Raw genomic sequence first — 21,861 nt, 5'->3', positions numbered from 1 at the left:
AGAGAACATGTGCGCAATGAAAGGGTTAAACCGCCGACAGTTTATCGCCAGCTCAACCGTTTTGACCGGTGCGGCGATGCTACCCTGGTCGTTTTCGGCTCATGCGGCGCAGGTCGCCAGCGCTACACCGGGCGGTACCCCACGTAAAGGGGGCGTATTGCGCATCAGTGTTGATCAGGCCGTCAGCGTGCTGAATCCCCATCAGGCACGCGTCAATCCGGAATATCTGGTGGCGGAACTGCTGTACAGCGGACTGACTCGCCTCACTCAGGAGATGAAAGCCGAAGCGGATCTGGCGCAATCCTGGCAAGCCAGCGCCGACCTGAAACAGTGGACCTTTGTGTTACGTCCGAACCTGAAATTTAGCGATGGGTCCGCTTTAACCGCCGACGATGTGGTCGCCAGCCTGCAGGCGTTGCTCGATCCCGGCAATGCCTCGCCGGCTCTGCACAATATCGGCCCAATCAATAAAGTCAGCGCCAAAGACGGCGGTACGGTGTTGATTGAAACGGACGCGCCGTATGCCGATTTACCGGTAATGCTCGCCTATCCGGACGCGAAAATTATCCCGGCCAGTATTGCCCGGGGTCAGTATGACAAACTCAGCAAAGCCTCGCTGGGCGCCGGTCCTTTTCAACTGGTGTCATATGATCCCGAGCGCAAAATTGTGGTGAAACGTAACCCGCATTATTACGATCCGATGCGTCCATATCTGGATGGGGTGGAGGTGGTGGTCTATCCCGATGGAATCGCTGAAAGCTCGGCGCTGATCGCCGGTGATACCGATCTGATGCTGAGCGCGCAGTCGAGTGAATTTGCCCGCCTCAGCAAATCATCCGGCGTGCTGCCGCTGCGTGTGGCTTCAGGTCAGTTCCTGAATGTCAACATGGGCTGCGATCAGAAACCGTTCAATGATGTACGCGTACGTCAGGCGCTGGCGTTATGTGTTGATCGCCAGGCCACCGTGGATTTCGTGGCCGATGGTCTGGGGGCGCCTGGAAACGACACGCCAATCAACGCTTCTTATCCTTACTACGCCAGTCTGGCAAAAAAGGTTGTGGATTACAGCAAAGCCAAAGCCTTGCTGGCGGAAGCGGGTTATCCCAATGGCCTCGATTTAACCCTGATCGCCTCAGACAAACCGGCAACCCGCACGCAACTGGGTATCGCGCTGCGCGAAATGGCGAAGCAGGGCGGTTTTCGTATCAATGTTCAGACCATGGCGCATAGCACCTATCTCGATCAGGTGTGGAAAAAAGGTAATTTCTACGTGGGTTTTTACAACATGCAGCCGACCCCGGATGCGGTGTTCTCGCTGCTCTACACCTCTACCGCATCGTGGAACGAAACGCGCTGGAATAACACGGAATTTGATGCCGCGGTTAACGCCGCGCGAGAAACCAACGATGAAGCCCAACGTACCCGGTTATATGGCAAAGCGCAGCAATTGATGTATGACGGGGTGCCGTCACTGATCCCGACCTTCTTCGATCTGCTGGCGGCGAGCCGCGATTACGTCGGCGGTTATCATCTTCATCCGCGCGGCGCGGTCTTCCGTCTCGACCATGTATGGTTGACTGACAAAGCCCCCAGACGCGCAATGTAAGGAGCGACCGGTGACAGCAAGTTATCTGTTTAAACGTCTTCTGCTGATGATTTACACCTTACTGGTGGTGTCGCTGCTGGTCTTCGGGATCACGCAACTGTTGCCAGCGGATGCGGCTGTCACCCTGCTGGGACAGAACGCCACGCCGGAAGCATTAGCCGTTGTGCGTGAACGGCTGGGGCTGGATGCCCCGGCATGGTTACAATACTGGCACTGGCTGACCCACGCGTTACAGGGCAATTTTGGCGTGTCAATGCGCAATGGTCTGCCGGTCGGTCCGACATTGCTGACGGCGTTATCTCGTTCGCTGCTGCTGGCGGCGTGCGCACTGGTGCTGATGCTGATAATCGCCATCCCGCTCGGCATCTGGGCCGCTGTGCGGCGGGGAAAAACCGCCGATGTACTGGTCAGCGTCATCTCCTACATCGGTATCTCTTTTCCGGAATTCGTTACTGCCACGCTGGTATTGCTGTTGTTTGCCGATGTCTGGCAGATCTTGCCTGCAACCGGCTATGTGCCCCTGAGCGAGAATGTTATCAGCGGGATCCAGCATCTGATTTTGCCGTCAATGACGGTGGCGCTGATTCTGGTGGCGCATGTCTCCCGTATGGTGCGCTCCGAAATGGTGGATGTGCTGCACACCGACTACATTCGCGCCGCATGGTTGAAGGGCTTATCGCGCCGTCGCATTTTGTGGCGACATGCGTTGCGCAATGGTCTGCTCCCGACCATCACCATTGTGGCGTTGGATGTCGGTTATTTGCTCGGCGGCATTGTGGTGGTGGAGGAGATTTTCGCTATTCCGGGGATTGGCCGCGAGCTGATCGTTGCGGTAGAGGCGCGCGATCTGCCGACCATTCAGGCGGGCGTGATGATCCTCGCGGTGACCTATTCGGTGGTGAATTTCCTGGCCGATCTGGCCTACGTCATTCTGGATAAGCGAATTTCCTATGCCTGAGATACTGAAACGTTTACTGCGTTCACCGCAGGGGGCCGCCGGGGTGTTGATTTTACTGCTGGCATTGCTGATGGTGGTGGGCGGTGCACGGATTGCGCCTTTTGATCCTGAAGCGATCTCCATTCTGACCCGTTACAAACCACCTGGCGCTGAGCACTGGTTTGGCACCGATCAGATGGGGCGCGACATTTTCAGCCGGGTCATGGTTGGCGCACGGTCCACTATCTTGTTGTCACTGCTGGCAACCGCCTTAGCGATGATTATCGGCTCGGTGCTTGGCACCGCCAGCGCCTATCTGGGGGGCAAAATAGATGAATTTATGATGCGCACTATGGATGCGGTAATGGCGATCCCCAGCCTGTTATTCGCGCTGCTGATTGTCAGTACGCTGGGGCAGAGCAGCATGAATGCGGTGCTGGCTATTACGATCGCCTTTGTACCCGGAATGGTGCGTATCTCGCGCAGCGTGGCGCTGGCGGCGCGTCAGCAGGATTACATCAATTCCGCTATCGCACGGGGTGAAGCGGGGTACTACATCATTCTGAGGGAGATGTTGCCAAACATTCTGGCCCCGATCATCGTCGAAGCCACTATCCGCGTGGCGTTCGCCATCATGCTGTTTGCTACGTTGAGTTTCCTCGGCCTTGGCGCGCAGCCGCCTGAGCCGGAGTGGGGACTGATGGTCTCGGAAGCCCGGGCGTATTTTTTTAATGCGCCGTGGATGATGATGATCCCCGGTCTTGCCATTGCGCTGGTCGCCATTGGGTTTAACTTGCTCGGTGATGGTTTGCGCGACGTACTTAATCCAAGGAGCCACTGATGAGTGACAACCTTGCACCGGTGCTGTCGGTGGAGAATTACAGCCTCGATTACGCGTTGCAGAATGGTCAGATCCTGCCGGTGCTGCGCGATATCACCCTGCAAGTGATGCCGGGTGAAGTGCTGGGACTGGTGGGCGAGTCTGGTTCCGGTAAAACCACGCTGGGCTGGGCGATCATGCGCTGGCTGGCGCGTAACGCACGCGAAATCGAGGGCGATATCCGTTTGCACGGCAACAGCCTGCTCAGTATGCCGACGCCGAAACTGATGGCGTTACGCGGCGCAAAACTGGGGATGATTTTTCAGGATCCCAGCGCGTCGCTCAATCCCACGCTAACGCTGGGTGAACAGGTAACGGAAGTGTTGCGCCGCCATCGTGGTTTGTCCTCGCGTGAAGCGCAGGAACTGGGGGAAGCGCTACTGCATGATGTGGAGCTGAAACATCCGGCGCGCATGATGCGGCGCTATCCGCACCAGGTTTCCGGTGGTGAAAAGCAGCGCATCCTGATCGCCACCGCTTTTGCCTGCCAGCCGGATTGCATGATTTTTGATGAACCGACTACCGCTTTGGATGTGATTAGCGCGGCGCAAATTCTCGATCTTTATGAACGCCTGCGCGAAGAGACGGGCGTGGCATCGCTGTATATCTCTCACGATTTGGCTCTGGTGACGAAAGTCGCTAACCGGGTCTGCGTGCTGGAGAAAGGACGTATTGTTGAACAGGCTCACACGCATAGTCTGTTCCGCTCTCCGCGCAACGATTACACCCGAAAACTGATCGCCGCAGTCCCCAATCCGCAGCATCGGTTAGTACAGGATGCCGCAGGAACGCAACCGCTACTCAGTCTTGAAAAGTTGACTATTGATTACGGTCAACAGAGATGCATTGACCGTCTGTTGAAGCGAGAAGCCAATACCACGCGCGCCGCTAACGCCGTCTCGCTGGCCGTTCATCAGGGCGAGATTCTTGGCGTGGTGGGGGAGTCAGGCTCCGGGAAATCCTCGTTGGGTAAAGCGATTACCGGCCTGGTGCCGTTTGACGGCATGATCGATTTTTGCGGCTACAGCGTGCATGGGCGGGCACAGATGGATAAGGAGTACCGCCGCCGCGTGCAGATGATCTTTCAACACCCGGATGCGTCACTTAACCCGCGAATGACGATTGGTGAAATTATTGCCCGTCCTCTTCGCCTCTACGGTTTACCGCCGGGTGAAACGGAATCGCAGGCGGTAGCGCGCTTGCTTGAAGAGGTACGTTTGCCCGCCGAATTCGCCAGCCGCTATCCGCACGCGCTGTCGGGCGGCCAGAAACAACGGGTCGCTATCGCGCGGGCGTTCGCCAGTCCCCCAGACTTGGTGATTTGCGATGAGATCACCGCCGCGCTGGATGTCTCGGTGCAGGCCACCATTATTGAACTATTACTGGCGCTGCGTCGTCGCTACGGCACTGCTTATCTGTTTATCACCCATGACCTCAACCTGATCCGCCAGATCGCCCATCGCGTGGCGGTAATGTATCGCGGCGATGTGGTGGAAGTGTTACCCGGCGAGAATATGGCTGCGCTGGCACAACATCCCTATACCTGTGCATTGCTTGATGCGGTGCATGTTCCTGATCTATCTAAGTCCGTTGCTTAACGAGAAGCGCATGAATCCTGAACAGTTAATTCACCATATCGATCGCGAGTTTTGTCTCTCCTTTCTGGCAAAGATGGTGCAGCACAAGAGTTACAGCGCCACTGACGGTGAACGCGAGTTAGCGAAGTATATGGCCGGGCAGATGAAAGCCCTGGGCCTGGAAACTGAACTGCAAAAAGTACCTGGCGACAGGCTCAATGCCATTGGCCGTCTGCCTGGTTGTGGTGGCGGCAACAGTTTGTTGTTTAATGGGCATCTTGATACCAACCCGGTCACCGAAGGCTGGAGCGTCGATCCCTGGGAAGGGAAAATTGACGACCAGTTTATTTACGGTATCGGCGTGTCAAACATGAAAGCAGGGGATGCCGCTTATTTCTGTGCGCTGAAAACGCTGATTGATGCCGGTGTGAAGCTGAAAGGCGATGTGATCCTGACTTATGTGGTGGGGGAGTTGCAGGGGGGGATCGGCACGCTGGCGGCGATTGAGCAGGGGATCCGCGCGGACTATTTTATTAACGCAGAACCCACCGATTTGCAGGCGCTGACGATGCATGCTGGTTCACTGATGTTCACCATCGAACTGACCGGGGATACGCGGCACCTCTCAAAACGCGAGGAAGCGGTTGACGCTATCCGTGCTGCGGTGGAGCTGATTCCGCAGATCAACAGCATGATCTTTAGCGGCGCGAAAACCGACGAACATCGTAAAATCAACCGGGGGCACATCGGTACCGTACATGGCGCTCTGGGGCGCGAACTGGAAGAGTGGCGTCCGCCGCAGGTGGCTGATTTTGTTCGCTTAAAAGGTTCCGCCCGTTTCGCTCCAGGGCAAACGGTGGAAGGCGTACTGGCGGATTTGCAGGCGCTGCTGGATACGCTGTGTCTGCGCTATCCCGGACTTCAGGCCGCGCTTTTTGATGACGGTATGCGCGATAAACCCACGATGTTGCCGTTTGAAGTTTCCCCTGATTCGCCGATTGTGAAAGCGGTGAACCGCGCCTGGAAAACCGTGCGCGGCACGGAGCAACCGACCGGTGTGATCACGCCTCCCGCTTTCTATGGCACCGATGCGGCGCATTTTTATCAACATGCGGGTATGGAAGGGATTGTTTGCGGCCCGGGCGGTAAGTACAACACCATGCCGGATGAGCGCGTGGAAATCAGTGAATTCCTCGATATGGTGAAGATCTATCTTCTCGCTATTCTGGCGATCTGCCAGCCGGTTGAGGGGGAATAATGATTGCGGAAGCACTGAGCCGACTGCGTGCCGCGATGCAGCAGGAAGCGGTCGATATTATGGTGATCGATCACGGCGAGTTGCTGGCCTGGTTAACCGGTTATACCGTCTCTGAAACGCTGTATCGCGCATGCCTGGTTCCCCTTCATGGCGAACCCTGGATGGTGCTGCGTCAGTTGGACGCAGCACCTTGCCGCGCCCAGTCGCCAGCGCTGGAGATAGAGACTTATCGTGACGATGACGATCCCTGGTACGCGGTGGCGCATAGCCTCGTACGTCGCGGTTATCTGCGGGCACGTATCGGTGCTGACTTTTACTCTTATGGCATGACGGTACACAGCTGGCGGCAGCTCGCACGGCACTTGCCTGACGCGCAATGGTGCGATTTAACCGCCATTAGCGACCGGCTGCGTAGCGTCAAATTTCCCGCGGAGTTGATCGCCCTGCGTCAGGCTGCGGTTATTGCCGATGCCACGATGAACCGCATTGGTCATGACGCGCAGGGCGGCTGGCGCGTGCGTGATGTTGCCGCGCTGGCAGCCGGGCAGTTTTTGCGCCTCGGCGCGGACACCGGCGAAACGGGGCCTATTGTGATTGCCAGCGGTGACAGCGGCTTTCTGCACGCCAGTGGGCATGAGCAGCGTCTGCGGCGCCACGATGTCCTGCATGTCGAACTCATACCCAGGGTCAGGCACTACAGCGCCCGCCTGATGCGTCCGTTTATCGTCGGGGATATTTCATCACAGCGCGCTGAACTGGCAGAGCAGTTGATCGCGATTCAGGATCAACAACTCAGGGCAATGAAACCTGGGGTAAGTGCCGGTGACGTTGACGCCATTGTGCGGGAGACGTTACTGAATCGCGGATTGCGTAAGGATTATCCCAATGTGACCGGATATGCGCTGGGGCTGTATACGCGTACGCCGCGCCCCAGTGATTTTTCTACCAGTTTTCATGTCAATGCGTCATGGTTACTGGAAGAGGATATGGTGTTCCACATGTATATTTCTGCGCAGAGCCTGGCATTCAGTGAAACGGTGCGCGTGACCCCGGAAGGGGCTGAGCGGCTGACAATGCTGCCACGGCAGCTGTTATCGCTGCCCGAAAGTTAAAAGCTGCACTCCCCCGAAAAAAGAGGTTCACGCGGGCAAACGAACCCGCGTTACCGCCGGTGATTCTCTTACTGCGCTGTGGCAGGTTCAGAAATCCTCACCAGATGAACGATTAGCCATAATAACTCATCGTCGGTTATCTCAACTTCAAGCTGCTGTTTTACATAATCATTAATCACCAGGGCACAGCGATGCATCCGGGGATGCTGGTGGGCTATTTGCTCCAGCATTGTGTTTCCCTGGCTATGGTTTAGCTGCCCGGTGAACATGCGTTGTATAAAGAATTGCATGTGAATAAGAAAACGGGAGTAATTTAGCGAGTTCGTGTCGATGGTGATGGCTGCGTGATACTGAATGATGTTGAAAATATCTTTCAACATTCGCATCGCCTGTAAAGTCTGACGGGTGTCGTTGTGCTCCGATTGCCCATTGACCAGATGAAACGCGATATTGCCTGCCTCTTCAGGAGGCAGGTCGAGCATAAATTGATGGTTAAGGCGGTTTACCACTTTTTGAGCCAATGAAAATTCCGCTGGCCAGAAACGTTGTACCTCAAACAGTACCCTGTTTTGCAGCATAATTCCTTTGCGACTGCGCTCTACCGCGAACATCAGGTGGTCGGTCAGAGTGAAAAAGATCTGTGGCCGTAAAGGGTAGCTTAATTCCTGTTGGGCCATTTGCATCACTAATCCCGTCATTTGAAATATCTCTTCCGGCATGGCGGCAAAGGCGCTCAGGTACTCCGCGCCAGGCAGGTTTTCCTGCACCACAAACAGTTTTTCAACTTTAGCCGTTGGTATGATATCGCCGACGCGACTACTGAAGCCGATCCCTTTTCCCATGACGATGGCCTCTTTTCCCTCATCATCTTCAATCATGACCAGACTGTTATTCAGGACTTTAATAACCTTCATCAATTAACGTGCATCCTGTAAATGTTGTCTGTTACTGGCGATCCTGTCGCTGTTCCTGCCTCTTCTGGCGGATATGCGGCGGGAGACGCTTTCCACAAAATGTTCCCGGGGAGGAGAGGTTGATACATCATGCCGCTTGTTCCCTGACTTTCAGTTCCATAACAGGCTGACCAAAATCGACAGGCCCTGCGGCGGCAACAGTCATGGCATATTCATCGCTGTTGATGACAACCACAGGCGTGATCAGATCATAACCGGCAGCCGCGATAGCCTGGATATCAAAGCGTACCAGTTCATCGCCTGCCTGAACTTCATCGCCCACCTGTAAAGAAGAACTGAAATATTTACCTCCGAGCGCAACCGTATCGATACCAATATGGATAAGCACTTCCATTCCTTCGTGGCTCATCAATCCCACCGCATGGCAAGAGGGGAGAAAGGTCATGATTTTTCCGCTCACGGGGGCACGCAGTATTCCTTCATTTGGTCGAATCGCCACCCCGTGACCGAGCAATCCCTTGGCGAAAACGTCATCTTTCACTTCACTTAACATCACCAGATCGCCCTGCAAAGGACTGGCGATAGTGCCTGGTTGTAAAACAACGGGAGCAGGCGCCACGTCAGGCGATGATGTGATGTTTTCCGGAATATCTTCAAATCCCAGTATCCAGGTGAGCGCAAATGTCACCACAATTGCGATGGCGCAGGTGATCAGGGCGTGCACGATATTCATCGGGTTCTCGCCGATGAATGCAGGCAGTGCGGCCAACCCTGGGGAGACAAAAGCGTAGCGGACCAGACCGCTTACTCCAGCATAAATTCCCGCGCACCCGCCACCGATCATCGCCGCGACAAGCGGACGTTTCAGTTTCAGGGTTACGCCATACAAGGAGGGTTCAGTAATACCAAGCAGTGCGGTGAATCCGGCGGAAGACGCCAACTGCCGAAGGTTTTTATTGCGGGTTTTTAAGGCGACACAAAGCGTTGCGGCGCCCTGTGCAATGTTGGACGCCAACATGCCGGGACCATTGATCATTTCAAAACCATTCTTGCTCAACTGTCCTGTGGCGATTGGCGTCATTGCCCAGGCGGTGCCCGTGATCACCAGGAACGGCTGCAGCCCGCCCATGAGCATTGGGATGAGCCAGCTGGCATGACGGTCAATAATCACAGCGCCTGCCGCGACAATATCGTTCAGCCAGATACCAACAGGCCCAACGACGACCAGCGCCAGAGGCGCAGTCACCAGCAGGATAATCATCGGCTTAACGAAAAATTTGATAATTGAAGGCGATACGCGCTCAGCAAAGCGCTCAATCCAGGACATCAGCCAGACCGTGAGGATAATCGGCAGCACCGAACCGGCGTAATCAGCCAACTGGAAGGGCAGCCCCAGGAAATCCATCGGTTTACCACTGGCGATCATCTTCCCGATTTCCGGATGCAACAGCGCTCCGGCAATGGTCATTGCAAGAATGACATTACATTCAAATTTCAATGCTGAGCCATAAGCGAGAAGTACCGGCAAGAAGAAAAAGGCGGCGTCAGAAATTACGTTCAGCAGTTGCCAGGTCGGGCTGCTTTCATTCATCACCCCGGTCAACTTACACAGCGCTAATAGCGCTTTAATCATCCCGGCGCCGGTGATGGCCGGAATCACCGGCGTGAGTGTCGTCGATATTACACTGATAATCCGCGAAACAATTCCGTTTCGTTGTGGTTTGGCGGGCGCCGTCGGGCTTTTATGACCATGAGTGGCTTTTTCCAGTACGCGAAATACCCGCTGAACATCGTTACCCACGACTATCTGGAATTGCCCGCCGTGTTCAACGACGCTGATGACGCCAGGTAACTTTTCGATCATTGCACTTTGTACCGCGTCGCGATCGTTAAACTCCATACGCAGTCGGGTTGCACAATGCGTCAGGGTACGGATATTACCGCCACCGTTGACCAGGCGCAGGATTTCTTCTGCTAATTCGTTATGACTCATCATGTTCCCTTTTCATTAAGACAAAAAAAAGACCAAAAAAAAATGCACTCCGGTAAAAACCGAAGCAGACATTTTTATTTTGGTCTTGCCTGCCTGAGCAGTAGCACGCCGCAATAAAACTGATATAAATATTACGCGCAGCGGTAACGTTACGCCTGCGTATATGTACAATAAGAAATAATAAAAACGGTAAATCAGCGCAAGTAATAAATTTCGTGTCCTTTCCGGGAATCTGCTGGAACCGCCATAATCCATAGAAAAATATGATGTTAAAACGGGAAAAGGTTGTGGATGAACGGGGCGCCGGCGCGGAAAAATAAGAGGGATATGAAATTCGTCTGATCAGATGCCGGGAGTTTATCTCTTTGTGTTATTAATTTATATTTTAACTCAATAAGTTATGGGGAAAGGTGGTGAAAGGGGATGAATATATACCTTAATTGTGTGGGTATTATTGTGCTGCATAATATTCATCATGTATTGCCTGTCTTACTAAGGTTGAGATAACGGTTTTAACCCGTCATCACAGGCATACAAAAATTCTATTTATATTTCGGGGAGGCGCGACTGGGCATTATCATTCTTGCGGCCGGATTAGGGGAGCGGTTTAAACAAGCAGGCGGTCAGGGCAATAAATTACTGGCGCAGCAGCGTAATGGGCAACCGCTGCTGGCGCTAACCTTGCAACAGGCTAAGCGCTCAGGTTTGCCACTACTATTGGTTACCCGGCCTGACTATCCCGACATTCTGGCGCTCGCGCGACAATATCAGGTTCCTGCCATCACCCTCGTCAGTAATGGCAGTGGCGAAAGTATCGCGGCAGGCGTACAGCAGACGAGGGCATGGCCGGGCTGGCTGATTCAGCCTGGCGATATGGCCTGGGTGACGGCCCAGGATCATCGACGTGTGGCAACGGCACTCGCGGATGGCGCGCAGCAGGTACGATTATGCTGGCAACAGCAACCGGGGCATCCGGTGGGATTCGCCCGCGGTTATGGCGAAGCGCTGAGCCGTTTAAGCGGGGATAACGGTGCCCGGACGCTGCTTGACCCCGCAATCCTCAAAACCCTCAATGCCCACGCCGGGGTCATTCGTGATGCTGATTTACCGGTTATAAACCGTTCCTGACACGGACGATATCCGCCAGCGTCGCCAGCGCAATCTCCGCGGGCGTTTTGCTGCCAATGGGCAGACCAATGGGCGCGTGAATTCGCTTTAATGCCTGCTCCGATACTCCGCCATGTTCAGTGAGTCGTTGCAGCCGCCGCTGACTATTTTTTGCCGACCCCATTGCGCCAATGTAAAACGCGGGGGTGTTCACTGCCTCCATTAATGTCAAATCATCAATACGCGGATCATGGGTCAGGCAGAGAATCGCTGTTCCCGCGGACGCGCCGGACGTTTCCAGATATCGGGCCGGATGCTGCTGGATACAGTGCAGATTCTCGCACGCGTTAACGGTTTCATTCAGTTGCCGGAACTCCGTATCGCGATGCTCACATATCACCACCCGGAAGCCGAGCAATAACGCCATGCGGATGCACTCACAGGCGACGGCAGAGTAACCGGCGATCAGTATCGTGGCCACTGCGCCCACGGGTAATATCGCGCTGTTATCGTCATAGCGCAGCACGGGGAGCGGCATGCCCGCGGGCAGCGTCTGCCATTCATGGGTATGTCCGATCGTAATATAACGTGCCAGCAGAGGACCTCCGCATAACGCGGTCTGCATCGCGGATAACAACGCCAGTGACTGCTCATCTGGCGCTAACCGCTCCACCAGAACGTCCAGAATACCACCGCAAGGGAGTTGTACTGGCGGAGCCAGACCTTCAGCACCGTAGCGCACCCGTTCACTGGCATGTGGCCAGGCCCCTTGCTGCAGCCTTGCGAGAAAATCCTCTTCAATGCAACCGCCTGAAAGCGATCCAATCCAGTCGCCTTGGCTGTTTGCGACCAGCATCGCGCCCGGCGATCGCGGAGCAGATCCCCAGCTGTGCAACACCGTACACAGCCAAATGACCTTCCGCTGTTGCAGCCACAGCAGAGCCTGGTCAATCACGCGTTGATCAAGTGACAGCATAGATCTCCTCCACGCTAATGGCTGCTGGGGTTGGCGCGGACCTGCGCGACTTTTTCGGTTAAATCCGTCCAGGCTGGCTCATTGGGGGCGTAACGTTGACGAAGATACGCGGCAATCTCGGCCACCTGCTTGTCTGATAAACTGGCGGCAAAGCCCGGCATATAGCCCAGATTATCAGTAGCAGGTTTATCGATACCGTGTAACACCACCTGCAACAGGTTGTCCGGCGTGGCGCTGGTCAGGCTACTGCTGTTGGCCATTGACGGGCTGACGCCAAACAGTTTTGGGCCTCCGTCACTGGCGCTGTGACATGCCTGGCATGCCCCCTTAAACAGTCGTTCGCCCGCCGCGGTGTTCCACGCGGGTTGCATCACAGGATTTGCCGCCGGTGCGGGTGCCGAATCCTGGCCATTAATATCCGCCAGGTAGCTTGCCATCGCACGTACATCGGCTTCCGGGAGCGTGGCGAGATGGCTGACCACTGGCGCCATTGGGCCGACAGCTACGCCGTGTTTGTCGTCATAGCCGGTGCGCAGATAGTTGTAGAGCGTTTCGGCGGTCCAGGGTTGCGGTGCTTTACTGAGCTGATTTAGCGCCGGGGCTTCCCAGCCATCTACCCAGCCACCGGCAAGGAACTGGTCGCCGCCTTTTTCCGCGCCCATCAGGTTACGCGGCGAGTGACAGGCGCCACAGTGCCCGGCCCCGTTGACCAGATAGGCGCCACGGTTCCATTCGGCGCTTTTGGTCGGATCGTTTTGATACTCGCCGCTCCGCAAATAGAGCGCATTCCATCCCGCCATCAGGAAACGCATATTAAAAGGGAAACGCATCTTATTTTCTGGTGGCGCTTGTTCAACCGCAGGTTGAGACATCAGGTAGGCGTATAACGCCTGCATATCCGCTTCGCTCAGTTGCCGGAACGACGTGTAAGGAAACGCCGGATAGAGATGATGCCCGTCGCGGCTAATGCCCTGACGCATTGCACGATCGAAGGCGTTAAACGACCAGTCGCCAATGCCTGTTTTTTTATCCGGGGTGATATTGGTAGAAAACAGCGTACCAAAAGGCGTATCCATCTTCAGGCCGCCAGCGTTAGTGGCGCCGCCTTCGGCGGTGTGACATACCGAACAATCCCCTGCGGCGGCAACCTGACGACCGCGTTCGAGCATCTCTGTTGACCAACTCCCTGCTTGCGGCGGCGTTACCGGCGCAATAGCGGCGCGCCACGGCAAAGCATTGATCGCAAAGCCAACAGCCGCACCCAGTAACCCGGTAGCGCCGCCAATGGCCCATTTACGACGGCGAAGAGGGGGCTTGCGAGCGGGGGCAGCGAGTTGTTCCGGCTGCGGATCAGGCCCATTCAATGCCTGACGCAGTTTGTCTGAGGTGATCGGTAGCTCGCGAAAACGGATACCGGTGGCATCAAATACCGCATTAGCGATAGCGGCGGCACTGGGTACAGAAGCGGATTCTCCTGCGCCAAGCGGCGGATCATACGGACGCGGCACCATCATCACATCAATATCAGGCACTTCCGGGAAGGTGAGGATCGGATAACTCCCCCATTCCTGGCTGGCTATCATATTGCTTTCAATCGTGACCTGTTCTTTCAGTACGCGACTGGTGGACTGGATAACGTTACCGTGAATCTGGTGTTTCACGCCGTCAGGGTTGACCATCATTCCGGCATCGTGACCAATGGTGATGCGGGTGACGGCGATTTCCCCACTCCGCTTATCAATCGCAACGTCAGCGACCCAGGCGGCCCAGGCGGCGCCAAAGCCGGGAAACTTACTGTGGATGTAGCGTGCATAGGCAAAGCCCCGACCGCGTAATATTCCGGGTTCGCTCTCACTTTGCATTGGTTCGGTTCGCGGCGTCCAGCCGGCACGATCCGCTGTGGAGCGGATTAGCTCCGCGGCACGCTCATCCTTGATGTAGCGCAGCCGGTACTCCACCGGATCGACACCGGCCGCATGCGCCAGTTCATCCATGTAGGATTCATGAGCAAACGTATTGGGCAGTGCCGAGACCCCGCGCATCCAGGATGCGCGGATGATCGGCGCCATATCTTCAATCGTTACGCGCATGTGCGGGAAGTCGTAGGGCGGGATTGACGTCCGGTCGCCCATTTCATACGCCAGCGCGACGGGATCCACCCGCCTTGTCAACAGCAGCGCCAGGGTTGGCGCACCGTTGGAGGGATAAGACGTGGTGAAATCGTAGACGTGAGGATGGCCGTTGGCATCGAGGCCACCGTCTACATCCATCAACTGTGCGGTCCCTTTGGGTTCCCAGACGTGTTCCTGAGCCCGGGTCAGCTGCACGCGCACGGGTTTGCCCACAGCCCGGGATAGCAGTGCGGCATCTGCTGCCACATCATCCGCGCAGTTACGCCCATAGCAACCCGCCGCTTCCATCCGGTTCACTTCGATGGTGCTTTCCGCCATCTCAAGCAGCCAGGCGAGGTCGGCGCGTAACAGATGCGGGTTCTGCGTGCCGCTCCACACCTGTAATCCTTGTGAATTAAAATCGGCTACCGCGCAGGAGGGGCCGATAGATCCGTGTAGCTGATAAGGCCAGACATAGTTGCGAGTAAAACGCTGTGCGACATTTTCCAGAGCGTTGTCCACGTCACCGGTATCGTGTACCACGCGCGAAGTGCGCGGATTATCACGAATCGCCTGTTCAACATCGCGTATATCCGGCAGCAAATGCTCCCAGGGTTTCCAGTGAACTTTCAGGGCTTCCATTGCGGCGATAGCCTGATCTTCACGTTCCGCGACCACGCCGACAAAATCCGCAATCTGTACCACTTTGACGATACCTTCAAGATGGGCAATCGAGCTTTCGTCAATGCTCTGCAATGAAGTCCCCACGAACGGCCCCGTGTCATATCCGGCATAGGGCGGGCGGATGACGCGGCCATGTAGCATGCCGGGGAGACGCATATCGTGCACCCAGGTTAACTCACCGGTCGCTTTCGCCGGAATATCAACACGCGGTGTACTTGCGCCTACCAGCCGATATTCGCTGGAAGGTTTCAGCGGTACATCGTCAGAAATACGCAATTCGCAACGTTGTCCCGCTACCAGTTCGGCGAAACGGATGCTTACCCCGCTATTCAGATGGAACGCACCGGCATCCAGCGTTAAGGCATCGGTGGTAACCTGCAAACGCGCGGCGGCCTGCTGCGTCAGCCAGCGACGCGCCTCCGCCGCGGCTTTGCGCAATGGAATCGCGGAAATCTGCAGCGTGGCGCTGGCGATAGTCGCGCCCTGATTGGGGACGCGTTGCGTATCCCCCAGCACCATATTCACCTGGTCCATCCGCAGATTGAGCTCTTCGGCGACAATTTGCGTTAGCGCGGTTTTTACTCCGGTACCGAGATCAACATGACCGTTAAACGCCCAGACCTGGCCGTTACCGTCAATGGCAATAAATAGCGCAATTTCCTTCGGTTGCATGGCAGGCGTCTGGCCTTTTGGCACCAGACCCGGTGGCGGTTGGATCTCATCAACAATCAGCAGTACGTTATTTGAATCCAGCAACTGCTGCTGGGTTGGCGCTGCAGACTGGCTCATTTCTGCTCCCCCGCCTGTTGCTGACAGAGTTGAATGGCACGTTTCACTGCGCAGAGAATTTCTTTGTGGGTGCCGCAACGGCAGAGGTTACCGCTCAACGCGGAACGGATTTGTTGATCGCTTGGGCAGGACTCCTCTTGCAACAGGGCGGCGGTGGTCATGATCATACCGTTCAGGCAGTAACCGCATTGCGCAGCCTGTTCTTCGATAAATGCCTGTTGCACCGGATGCAAGGCATGACGTTGCCCTAAGCCTTCGAGGGTCGTGATGGCGCGCTGACGCACGCCATAGGCCGGGATCACGCAGGCGCGCGCGGCGATACCATCAATCAGCACGGTACAGGCGCCGCATTCGCCGAGCCCGCAGCCATATTTGGGGCCATTGAGGCATAACTCATTACGTAATACCAGCAGCAGCGAGGTGTCGCGGTAACTGGTGACGTCTTTTGTTTCGCCGTTAACGTTCAATGAATAACAGCGCAAACTTGCAGGTGAAACGGGAGTGGCAGACTGTTGTGCCATCATTTTCATTATTAACCGCCTTACCGAGGCGGCTCACTCGCCCCGGGCTATCGCTGGCTTGAATCGTCCAGCATTTTCCTGAGCAGATAAACCAGCGCAACACGTTCGGCTGGGTTCAACTGCCCGTATGTCATTTCAGTGATGTGAACTGCGTTGCCGGTCGTGTTTTGTATCAACGTATGACCGGCTGATGTCAGCATTACAATGACCTTACGCTTATCCCTCGGGTCCGGGCCAAGCGTGACCAGCCCTCGGGTTTTCAGACGTTCCACAACCCCCCGAATGGTGGCTTGATCAACGGCGGTGTAACGCACCAGATCGTTCTGGGCGCTGGGCCCGTGATCACGCAGTGCGCAAAGGGTTATAAACTGCACTGCGGTGATCTGTGAACCGCCAATTTGTTGTTGAAAAATAGCGACATGACGCTGATAAACTCTGCGCAGCAGATGGCCAACCTGTTGGGTGTAGTCGTAATTATCTTCCGCGTGAGGCGTGTTGTTATGCGACATAAAAAGGTCCTTTTCCCGGATACTGGCAGCCAGTGTAATGAATTGTCACTGCGCTGACAGCAACTTCCCTGCGTAAGGTTAACGTGCGCGAGAGGCCTCCGGTGCGACCACTTCTCCTTCCGCTACGACTAACAGGTCGTCTACTTTGATGTCGCAGCGACGCAGCGCGATATCCATATGGCATGGCGTTTTACGTTTTCCACCGACTTCGGTATTCGGACCCGTCGAAAAGAGGAAATTGCCGTAAAACGCGCGGGCATCCATACACATGCCGTCGTTTTTGTCGTGCAGGCCCATCGCGGTCCATTGCGCGCGTGGTTGCAGACCCCAGCCAATGTGCGAAATGCCATAGACTTCCGGATCATTGAAGTAGCGCATGTAATCGCGCAAATACTCCGCTTCGAAACCACCGTGAATTCGAGTCACAAACCCTTTTTCAATTTCCAGCGTGATGCGTTCGCGCGCATAGGATTTAAAGGGCAGCAAAATGTCGCCCACCTCCAGTACCAGTACCCCTTCCGCCTGAGATTCATTCGGCCAGGTGAAAAGGAAACCGCTCGGCCAGTGATCCCAACGGCCCGGTTCGTCGGCATAGCCGTATTCCGTGACCGTCGGGTACTCTCCCAGCGGGGCGCGGAAGTCGCTGCCAGCCTGCGACTTCACCGTCATCATTCGGGCTTTCTCCAGCACCGCCGCGGCAGCCAGCACCCGCGATTTGTCCTCCTCAGTAGGCAACATTCGTGCCAATACTTCAGGCGGTTCCACCGCCAGCAGAATACGCGTGCCCGTTTTCAGGATCTGTTCCTGTTCTGGCGAGTGCAGCAGCATCATGGTATCGACAATCAGGTCTGCGGCCTCCAGCGCGCGTTGCGCGGCAATATTGCCCGTCAGTGCAGTGTCGCCGCAGTAGGCCGTCATATCGTTGCCCATGGCCGTCGGATGATTAAACGCGGGCAGCTCAACGCAATAGACTTTTGCGCCCAATCGTAGTGCAGCATCGGTCGCAGCCTGCACGGTGCGAGCATCAGAATAGTGACTTTTTAAAATGGCGACGCTCTGAGTGGCGTCCACTTTAGACAGACGTAATACCTGCTCAAACATCTCGCCTAACTGACTCTGATTTACTGCCATGGAGGGTTCCTCTCAGGTTAGATGCCAGACAACATCTGGTGGTTAAAAAGCGATCTATTTATAGTGAGTACACTACATGTATTTGTTATAGATGTGTTGAAAGGAAGAGTGCAAGCATTTCTTTTTACCATAAGAAAAGCCTATTTAACGCAGCTTGTTCGCTGTGATTAACATCGTGTCATTGATTCTTTACTGTGAAAGACATTGTTGTTTACAAGCGAATAACACTGTGATTTATAGTGTGTACACTTTAATTTTGGCGAAGGGGATGTCATCAATGACCCTGATGCGCCTTTAAATCAGCGTGAATTTTGAGAGGAAAATATGAGCAATAATAAACGCATTGCGATTGTTGGCGCGGGCCTTGGTGGGCTTGCTGCGGGATCGCTGTTACAGAAAGCAGGCTTCAATGTACAGGTCTACGAGCAGAGTCCGGTGTTCTCCCGTCTTGGGGCCGGTATTCATATGGGGCCGAATGTTTTAAAAGTATTTCGCCGTATGGGCATCGAACAGTCGCTGGAAGATCTGGCTTCCCATCCTGATTTCTGGTTCAGCCGTGATGGTGAAACGGGCGATTATCTTTCTCGCATCCCGTTGGGTGAGTTTGCGCGCAAAGAGTATGGCGCCGCGTATGTCACCGTCCATCGTGGGGATTTGCAGGCGATGCAGATGACCAGCCTGCAGCCTGGCACGCTCCATTTCAATAAATGCCTGAGCAGTGTTGAGGATAGCGGCAGCGATGTGGTGCTGCGTTTCCAGGACGGCAGCGAAGAACGCGCCGATATTGTTATTGGCGCAGACGGCATCAACTCAAAACTGCGTGAGCACCTGCTGGGCGTGGAAGCGCCGACCTACAGCGGCTGGGTGGCGCACCGGGCGCTGATCCGCGGCGAGAAGCTGCGTAAGTACAATCTGAGTTTTGAGGACTGCGTGAAGTGGTGGTCGGAAGATCGTCACCTGATGGTGTATTACACCACCAAATCACGTGATGAGTATTACTACGTTTCCGGCGTGCCGCATCCGGCATGGGATTTCAAAGGCAGCTTTGTGGAGAGCAGCCAGCAAGAGATGTTTGAAACGTTCGGCCACTATCACCCGGTCGTGCAGGCATTGATTGAATGCAGTGAAGGGGTGACCAAATGGCCGTTGCTGAATCGCCAGCCTCTGCCGGTATGGAGTGAAGGGCGCATTGTGCTGCTGGGCGACGCCTGTCATCCGATGAAACCGCATATGGCGCAGGGCGCAGCGATGGCAATTGAAGACGCGGCGATGTTGTCACGTTGCCTGACGGAAACCGGCCTTGATGATTACAGCACGGCCTTCCGCCTGTACGAAGTTAACCGTAAAGAGCGTGCCTCGCGTGTACAGGCCGTTTCTAACGCGAACACATTCTTGCGTACGCAGGAGGATCCTGCCTGGGTTTACGGCTACGACGTGTTCAACGCGCCGTTGAAAAGCGAGGCGTGATGATGAGCTGTTTTATTTCTGGGGGACAGGTGCAGGCCAATGGTATTCGCCAGCACTATCTGCGTTACGGCGGCACCGGACCGACGCTGATTCTGGTTCCGGGCATCACCAGCCCGGCGATCACCTGGGGCTTTGTCGCCGAGGTGTTTGGCCGCCAGTTTGATACCTGGGTGTTGGACGTACGCGGCCGCGGTTTATCCAGCAGCGGAGAGGGGCTGGATTATGGCACCGAAAGCTGCTCCGATGATATCAATGCCTTTGCTAAGGCGATGGGGTTATCAGAATACCATCTGGTAGGGCACTCAATGGGGGCTCGCTTCATCATGCGTGCCGCAGTGAAACAGCCGGATGGCGTGTTATCCCTGTCACTGATTGATCTGCCGGTTTCCGGACCGGGGCGCCGCCCTTATCCCGGCCAGTGGCCGTGGTATCAGGATTCTATTCGTGAAGCGGTGCAGGGAATGGATGCAGAGGCGATGAAAAAATATTGCCCGAGCTGGACGGAAGAACAGCGTCAACTGCGCGCCGAGTGGCTGCATACCTGCTATGAACCGGCAATTCGCCGCGCCTATGACGACTTCCATCATCTCGATATTCACCAGTATTTTCCCCACCTTCCGGCGAAAACCCTGCTGATGGTCGCAGGTAAAGGGGGCGTTATCCAGGCGGAAGATGAGGCTGAAATTCGCGAACTGTTGCCATCCATTGAAATTACTCACGTTGAAAATGCCGGTCATATGATCCCCTGGGATGATTTTGCCGGTTTCTTTGCTGCTTTCGGCCTGTTCCTTGGCGTAAGGCTGAATACGGAGGTTCCGTCATGACCCGTCTATATCGTATTGGCCAGATTGTGCCGAGTTCCAACATCACGATGGAAACCGAAATCCCCGCGATGTTGCAGGCACGCCAGCTGATTCGCCCGGAGCGTTTTACCTTCCACTCCAGCCGGATGCGTATGAAGCATGTCAATAAAGACGAGCTGGCGGCGATGGACAAGGAATCCGACCGTTGCGCGCTGGAGTTGTCCGATGCGCAGGTTGATGTGCTGGGTTATGCCTGCCTGGTGGCGATCATGGCGATGGGGCCTGGTTATCACCGCCAGTCACAGCAGCGTCTGACCGAGGTGACACGAGAAAACAATGCGCTGGCGCCGGTGATAACCAGTGCCGGGGCATTAGTCGATGCGCTGCATATTATGGGGGCGAAAAAAATAGCGCTGGTCGCACCCTATATGAAGCCGCTGACTGAACTGGTCGTCGATTACATCCAGCGTGAAGGCATTGAAGTCAAAACCTGGCGAGCGCTGGAGATTGCCGACAATCTCGCGGTCGCCCGACACGATCCCGGCAATTTGCCTGGCATTGTCGCCGATATGCCAACGGATGATGTCGATGTGATTGTGCTTTCAGCCTGCGTACAAATGCCTTCGCTACCCGCAGTCGCAAAAGTGGAAGCACAGACCGGTAAACCGGTGATCACTGCAGCGATCGCCACCACTTTCGCGCTGTTGAACGCGCTGGAACTTGAGCCAGTGGTGCCTGGCGCTGGTGCGTTACTGTCTGGCGCCTGGTAAGGAGAAGCGGTGATGACACAAAGTGCCAATGAAAACTATGCCGGCGTCTGGGGAAACCGTATTGGTTTCGGTAAGCGGCCAGCGCTGCTGATGATCGATTTTCTGCAAGGATACACTACGCCTGGGGCGCCGCTGTTTGCGCCGGGGGTGGTGGAAGCCGTACAGCAATCAGAAGCGTTGCTGGCAACGGCGCGCCGCTGCGGGATCCCGGTAATCCACACGCAGATTCGCTATCACCCGCAACATCAGCGTGATGGCGGAATATGGGTGCAGAAGGCCCCGGTGATGCGTGACATGGTGGAGGGGAATCCATTGGCGGCGTTCTGTACTGGGGTATCGCCGCGATCGGATGAAGTGGTGATTACCAAGCAGTATGCCAGTGCGTTTTTTGGCACCGCACTGGCGTCGTTGCTGGTGACGGAAGGGATAGACACGTTGATCATCGCAGGTTGTTCCACCAGTGGTTGTGTAAGGGCGAGCGCAGTTGACGCCTTGCAATATGGTTTTCGCGCCATGGTGGTTCGCGAGTGTGTTGGCGATCGTCATGATGCGCCGCATGAAGCCAATCTCTTTGATATTGATAGCAAGTACGGCGATGTGGTGTCTAAAGCCACCACGCTGGAGTATCTGGGACAGTTCAGCGCCCGTTAAGGGCGCTATTCACCTGCACGGATTACGCAAAGAAGAGCACGTTTCACCTGTGTGTGAAACGCATA

18 protein-coding genes are annotated in these 21,861 nt (G+C 55.5%); 11 read left to right on the top strand and 7 right to left on the bottom strand.

All coding sequences use genetic code 11. The features are described from left to right. Window positions 1–7: 7 nt before the first annotated feature. From FN037_RS13545 to FN037_RS13520, 6 genes are read left to right on the top strand one after another with little or no spacing between them, the layout of a single operon-like run. A complete protein-coding gene (locus tag FN037_RS13545; protein WP_142502472.1) occupies window positions 8–1,606 on the top strand; it encodes an ABC transporter substrate-binding protein in 1,599 nt (532 codons plus the stop codon). 10 nt (window positions 1,607–1,616) lie between these two features. Then, complete coding sequence (locus FN037_RS13540; protein ID WP_142502471.1) at window positions 1,617–2,564, top strand: ABC transporter permease; 948 nt, start codon at window positions 1,617–1,619, stop codon at window positions 2,562–2,564. Beyond that, a complete protein-coding gene (locus tag FN037_RS13535; protein WP_142502470.1) occupies window positions 2,557–3,384 on the top strand; it encodes an ABC transporter permease in 828 nt (275 codons plus the stop codon). Before FN037_RS13540 ends, FN037_RS13535 begins: the two co-directional genes overlap by 8 nt. Next, entirely contained in the window at window positions 3,384–5,021 is a 1,638-nt protein-coding gene (nikE, locus tag FN037_RS13530; protein ID WP_142502469.1) for an ABC transporter ATP-binding protein, read from the top strand. Before FN037_RS13535 ends, nikE begins: the two co-directional genes overlap by 1 nt. A gap of 10 nt (window positions 5,022–5,031) precedes the next feature. Next, entirely contained in the window at window positions 5,032–6,258 is a 1,227-nt protein-coding gene (locus tag FN037_RS13525; protein ID WP_142502766.1) for a M20 family metallopeptidase, read from the top strand. Beyond that, window positions 6,258–7,370: a M24 family metallopeptidase gene (locus FN037_RS13520; protein ID WP_142502468.1), complete on the top strand. Its 1,113-nt coding sequence runs from the start codon at window positions 6,258–6,260 to the stop codon at window positions 7,368–7,370. The genes FN037_RS13525 and FN037_RS13520 overlap by 1 nt, the downstream gene beginning before the upstream one ends. A 68-nt stretch (window positions 7,371–7,438) precedes the next feature. Here FN037_RS13520 and FN037_RS13515 read toward each other — a convergent pair whose 3' ends face one another. Together FN037_RS13515 and FN037_RS13510 are read right to left on the bottom strand one after the other, a co-directional pair. Further along, window positions 7,439–8,284, bottom strand: coding sequence for a PRD domain-containing protein (locus FN037_RS13515; protein ID WP_142502765.1), 846 nt, complete (start codon window positions 8,282–8,284; stop codon window positions 7,439–7,441). A 127-nt stretch (window positions 8,285–8,411) separates the two neighbouring features. Then, on the bottom strand, window positions 8,412–10,277 hold the full coding sequence (locus FN037_RS13510) for a beta-glucoside-specific PTS transporter subunit IIABC (RefSeq protein WP_142502764.1): 1,866 nt from the start codon (window positions 10,275–10,277) through the stop codon (window positions 8,412–8,414). A 522-nt stretch (window positions 10,278–10,799) separates the two neighbouring features. Between FN037_RS13510 and FN037_RS13505 the strand changes: the two genes are divergently transcribed. Continuing rightward, window positions 10,800–11,405, top strand: coding sequence for an NTP transferase domain-containing protein (locus FN037_RS13505; RefSeq protein WP_312845805.1), 606 nt, complete (start codon window positions 10,800–10,802; stop codon window positions 11,403–11,405). On the opposite strand, the gene FN037_RS13500 is transcribed toward FN037_RS13505, so the two are convergent. The 5 genes from FN037_RS13500 to FN037_RS13480 all read right to left on the bottom strand — a co-directional run bounded on the left by FN037_RS13500 (window position 11,389) and on the right by FN037_RS13480 (window position 18,105). Beyond that, window positions 11,389–12,360, bottom strand: a complete 972-nt coding sequence (locus FN037_RS13500) for an XdhC family protein (RefSeq protein WP_142502466.1) — start codon at window positions 12,358–12,360, stop codon at window positions 11,389–11,391. The two genes, FN037_RS13505 and FN037_RS13500, sit on opposite strands and share 17 nt — an antisense overlap. A gap of 14 nt (window positions 12,361–12,374) precedes the next feature. After that, complete coding sequence (locus tag FN037_RS13495) at window positions 12,375–15,944, bottom strand: molybdopterin cofactor-binding domain-containing protein (protein WP_142502465.1); 3,570 nt, start codon at window positions 15,942–15,944, stop codon at window positions 12,375–12,377. Next, window positions 15,941–16,468, bottom strand: a complete 528-nt coding sequence (locus FN037_RS13490) for a (2Fe-2S)-binding protein (protein ID WP_374043530.1) — start codon at window positions 16,466–16,468, stop codon at window positions 15,941–15,943. The genes FN037_RS13495 and FN037_RS13490 overlap by 4 nt, the downstream gene beginning before the upstream one ends. Before the next feature lie 44 nt (window positions 16,469–16,512). Next, window positions 16,513–16,974 (bottom strand): MarR family winged helix-turn-helix transcriptional regulator, encoded by a 462-nt coding sequence (locus tag FN037_RS13485; RefSeq protein WP_142502463.1) that lies wholly within the window; start codon window positions 16,972–16,974, stop codon window positions 16,513–16,515. Window positions 16,975–17,052: 78 nt separating this feature from the next. Next, a complete protein-coding gene (locus FN037_RS13480) occupies window positions 17,053–18,105 on the bottom strand; it encodes a 2,5-dihydroxypyridine 5,6-dioxygenase (protein WP_142502462.1) in 1,053 nt (350 codons plus the stop codon). Window positions 18,106–18,429: 324 nt separating this feature from the next. Here FN037_RS13480 and FN037_RS13475 point away from each other — a divergent pair, with 324 nt between their 5' ends. From FN037_RS13475 to FN037_RS13460, 4 genes are read left to right on the top strand one after another with little or no spacing between them, the layout of a single operon-like run. Then, complete coding sequence (locus tag FN037_RS13475) at window positions 18,430–19,572, top strand: FAD-dependent monooxygenase (RefSeq protein WP_142502461.1); 1,143 nt, start codon at window positions 18,430–18,432, stop codon at window positions 19,570–19,572. 2 nt (window positions 19,573–19,574) lie between these two features. Then, complete coding sequence (locus FN037_RS13470; RefSeq protein ID WP_142502763.1) at window positions 19,575–20,396, top strand: alpha/beta hydrolase; 822 nt, start codon at window positions 19,575–19,577, stop codon at window positions 20,394–20,396. After that, window positions 20,393–21,145, top strand: coding sequence for an Asp/Glu racemase (locus FN037_RS13465; RefSeq protein WP_142502460.1), 753 nt, complete (start codon window positions 20,393–20,395; stop codon window positions 21,143–21,145). Before FN037_RS13470 ends, FN037_RS13465 begins: the two co-directional genes overlap by 4 nt. 12 nt (window positions 21,146–21,157) lie before the next feature. Further along, window positions 21,158–21,796, top strand: a complete 639-nt coding sequence (locus tag FN037_RS13460) for an N-carbamoylsarcosine amidohydrolase (RefSeq protein WP_142502762.1) — start codon at window positions 21,158–21,160, stop codon at window positions 21,794–21,796. Window positions 21,797–21,861: the final 65 nt, after the last annotated feature.

Origin of the sequence: Klebsiella sp. 2680 (genome assembly GCF_900198535.1) — a bacterium.
GTDB classification, from domain to species: Bacteria; Pseudomonadota; Gammaproteobacteria; order Enterobacterales; family Enterobacteriaceae; genus Klebsiella; species Klebsiella indica.
This window is presented reverse-complemented; position numbering and strand designations above follow the sequence as displayed.

Excerpts from the sequence above, each read along its gene's own strand:
- FN037_RS13545 (WP_142502472.1), top strand. The coding sequence starts at position 8 with ATGTGCGCAATGAAAGGGTTAAACCGCCGACAGTTTATCGCCAGCTCA.
- FN037_RS13535 (WP_142502470.1), top strand. The coding sequence starts at position 2,557 with ATGCCTGAGATACTGAAACGTTTACTGCGTTCACCGCAGGGGGCCGCC.
- nikE (WP_142502469.1), top strand. The coding sequence starts at position 3,384 with ATGAGTGACAACCTTGCACCGGTGCTGTCGGTGGAGAATTACAGCCTC.
- FN037_RS13525 (WP_142502766.1), top strand. The coding sequence starts at position 5,032 with ATGAATCCTGAACAGTTAATTCACCATATCGATCGCGAGTTTTGTCTC.
- FN037_RS13520 (WP_142502468.1), top strand. The coding sequence starts at position 6,258 with ATGATTGCGGAAGCACTGAGCCGACTGCGTGCCGCGATGCAGCAGGAA.
- FN037_RS13515 (WP_142502765.1), bottom strand. The coding sequence starts at position 8,284 with ATGAAGGTTATTAAAGTCCTGAATAACAGTCTGGTCATGATTGAAGAT.
- FN037_RS13510 (WP_142502764.1), bottom strand. The coding sequence starts at position 10,277 with ATGAGTCATAACGAATTAGCAGAAGAAATCCTGCGCCTGGTCAACGGT.
- FN037_RS13500 (WP_142502466.1), bottom strand. The coding sequence starts at position 12,360 with ATGCTGTCACTTGATCAACGCGTGATTGACCAGGCTCTGCTGTGGCTG.
- FN037_RS13495 (WP_142502465.1), bottom strand. The coding sequence starts at position 15,944 with ATGAGCCAGTCTGCAGCGCCAACCCAGCAGCAGTTGCTGGATTCAAAT.
- FN037_RS13490 (WP_374043530.1), bottom strand. The coding sequence starts at position 16,468 with ATGATGGCACAACAGTCTGCCACTCCCGTTTCACCTGCAAGTTTGCGC.
- FN037_RS13485 (WP_142502463.1), bottom strand. The coding sequence starts at position 16,974 with ATGTCGCATAACAACACGCCTCACGCGGAAGATAATTACGACTACACC.
- FN037_RS13480 (WP_142502462.1), bottom strand. The coding sequence starts at position 18,105 with ATGGCAGTAAATCAGAGTCAGTTAGGCGAGATGTTTGAGCAGGTATTA.
- FN037_RS13475 (WP_142502461.1), top strand. The coding sequence starts at position 18,430 with ATGAGCAATAATAAACGCATTGCGATTGTTGGCGCGGGCCTTGGTGGG.
- FN037_RS13470 (WP_142502763.1), top strand. The coding sequence starts at position 19,575 with ATGAGCTGTTTTATTTCTGGGGGACAGGTGCAGGCCAATGGTATTCGC.
- FN037_RS13465 (WP_142502460.1), top strand. The coding sequence starts at position 20,393 with ATGACCCGTCTATATCGTATTGGCCAGATTGTGCCGAGTTCCAACATC.
- FN037_RS13460 (WP_142502762.1), top strand. The coding sequence starts at position 21,158 with ATGACACAAAGTGCCAATGAAAACTATGCCGGCGTCTGGGGAAACCGT.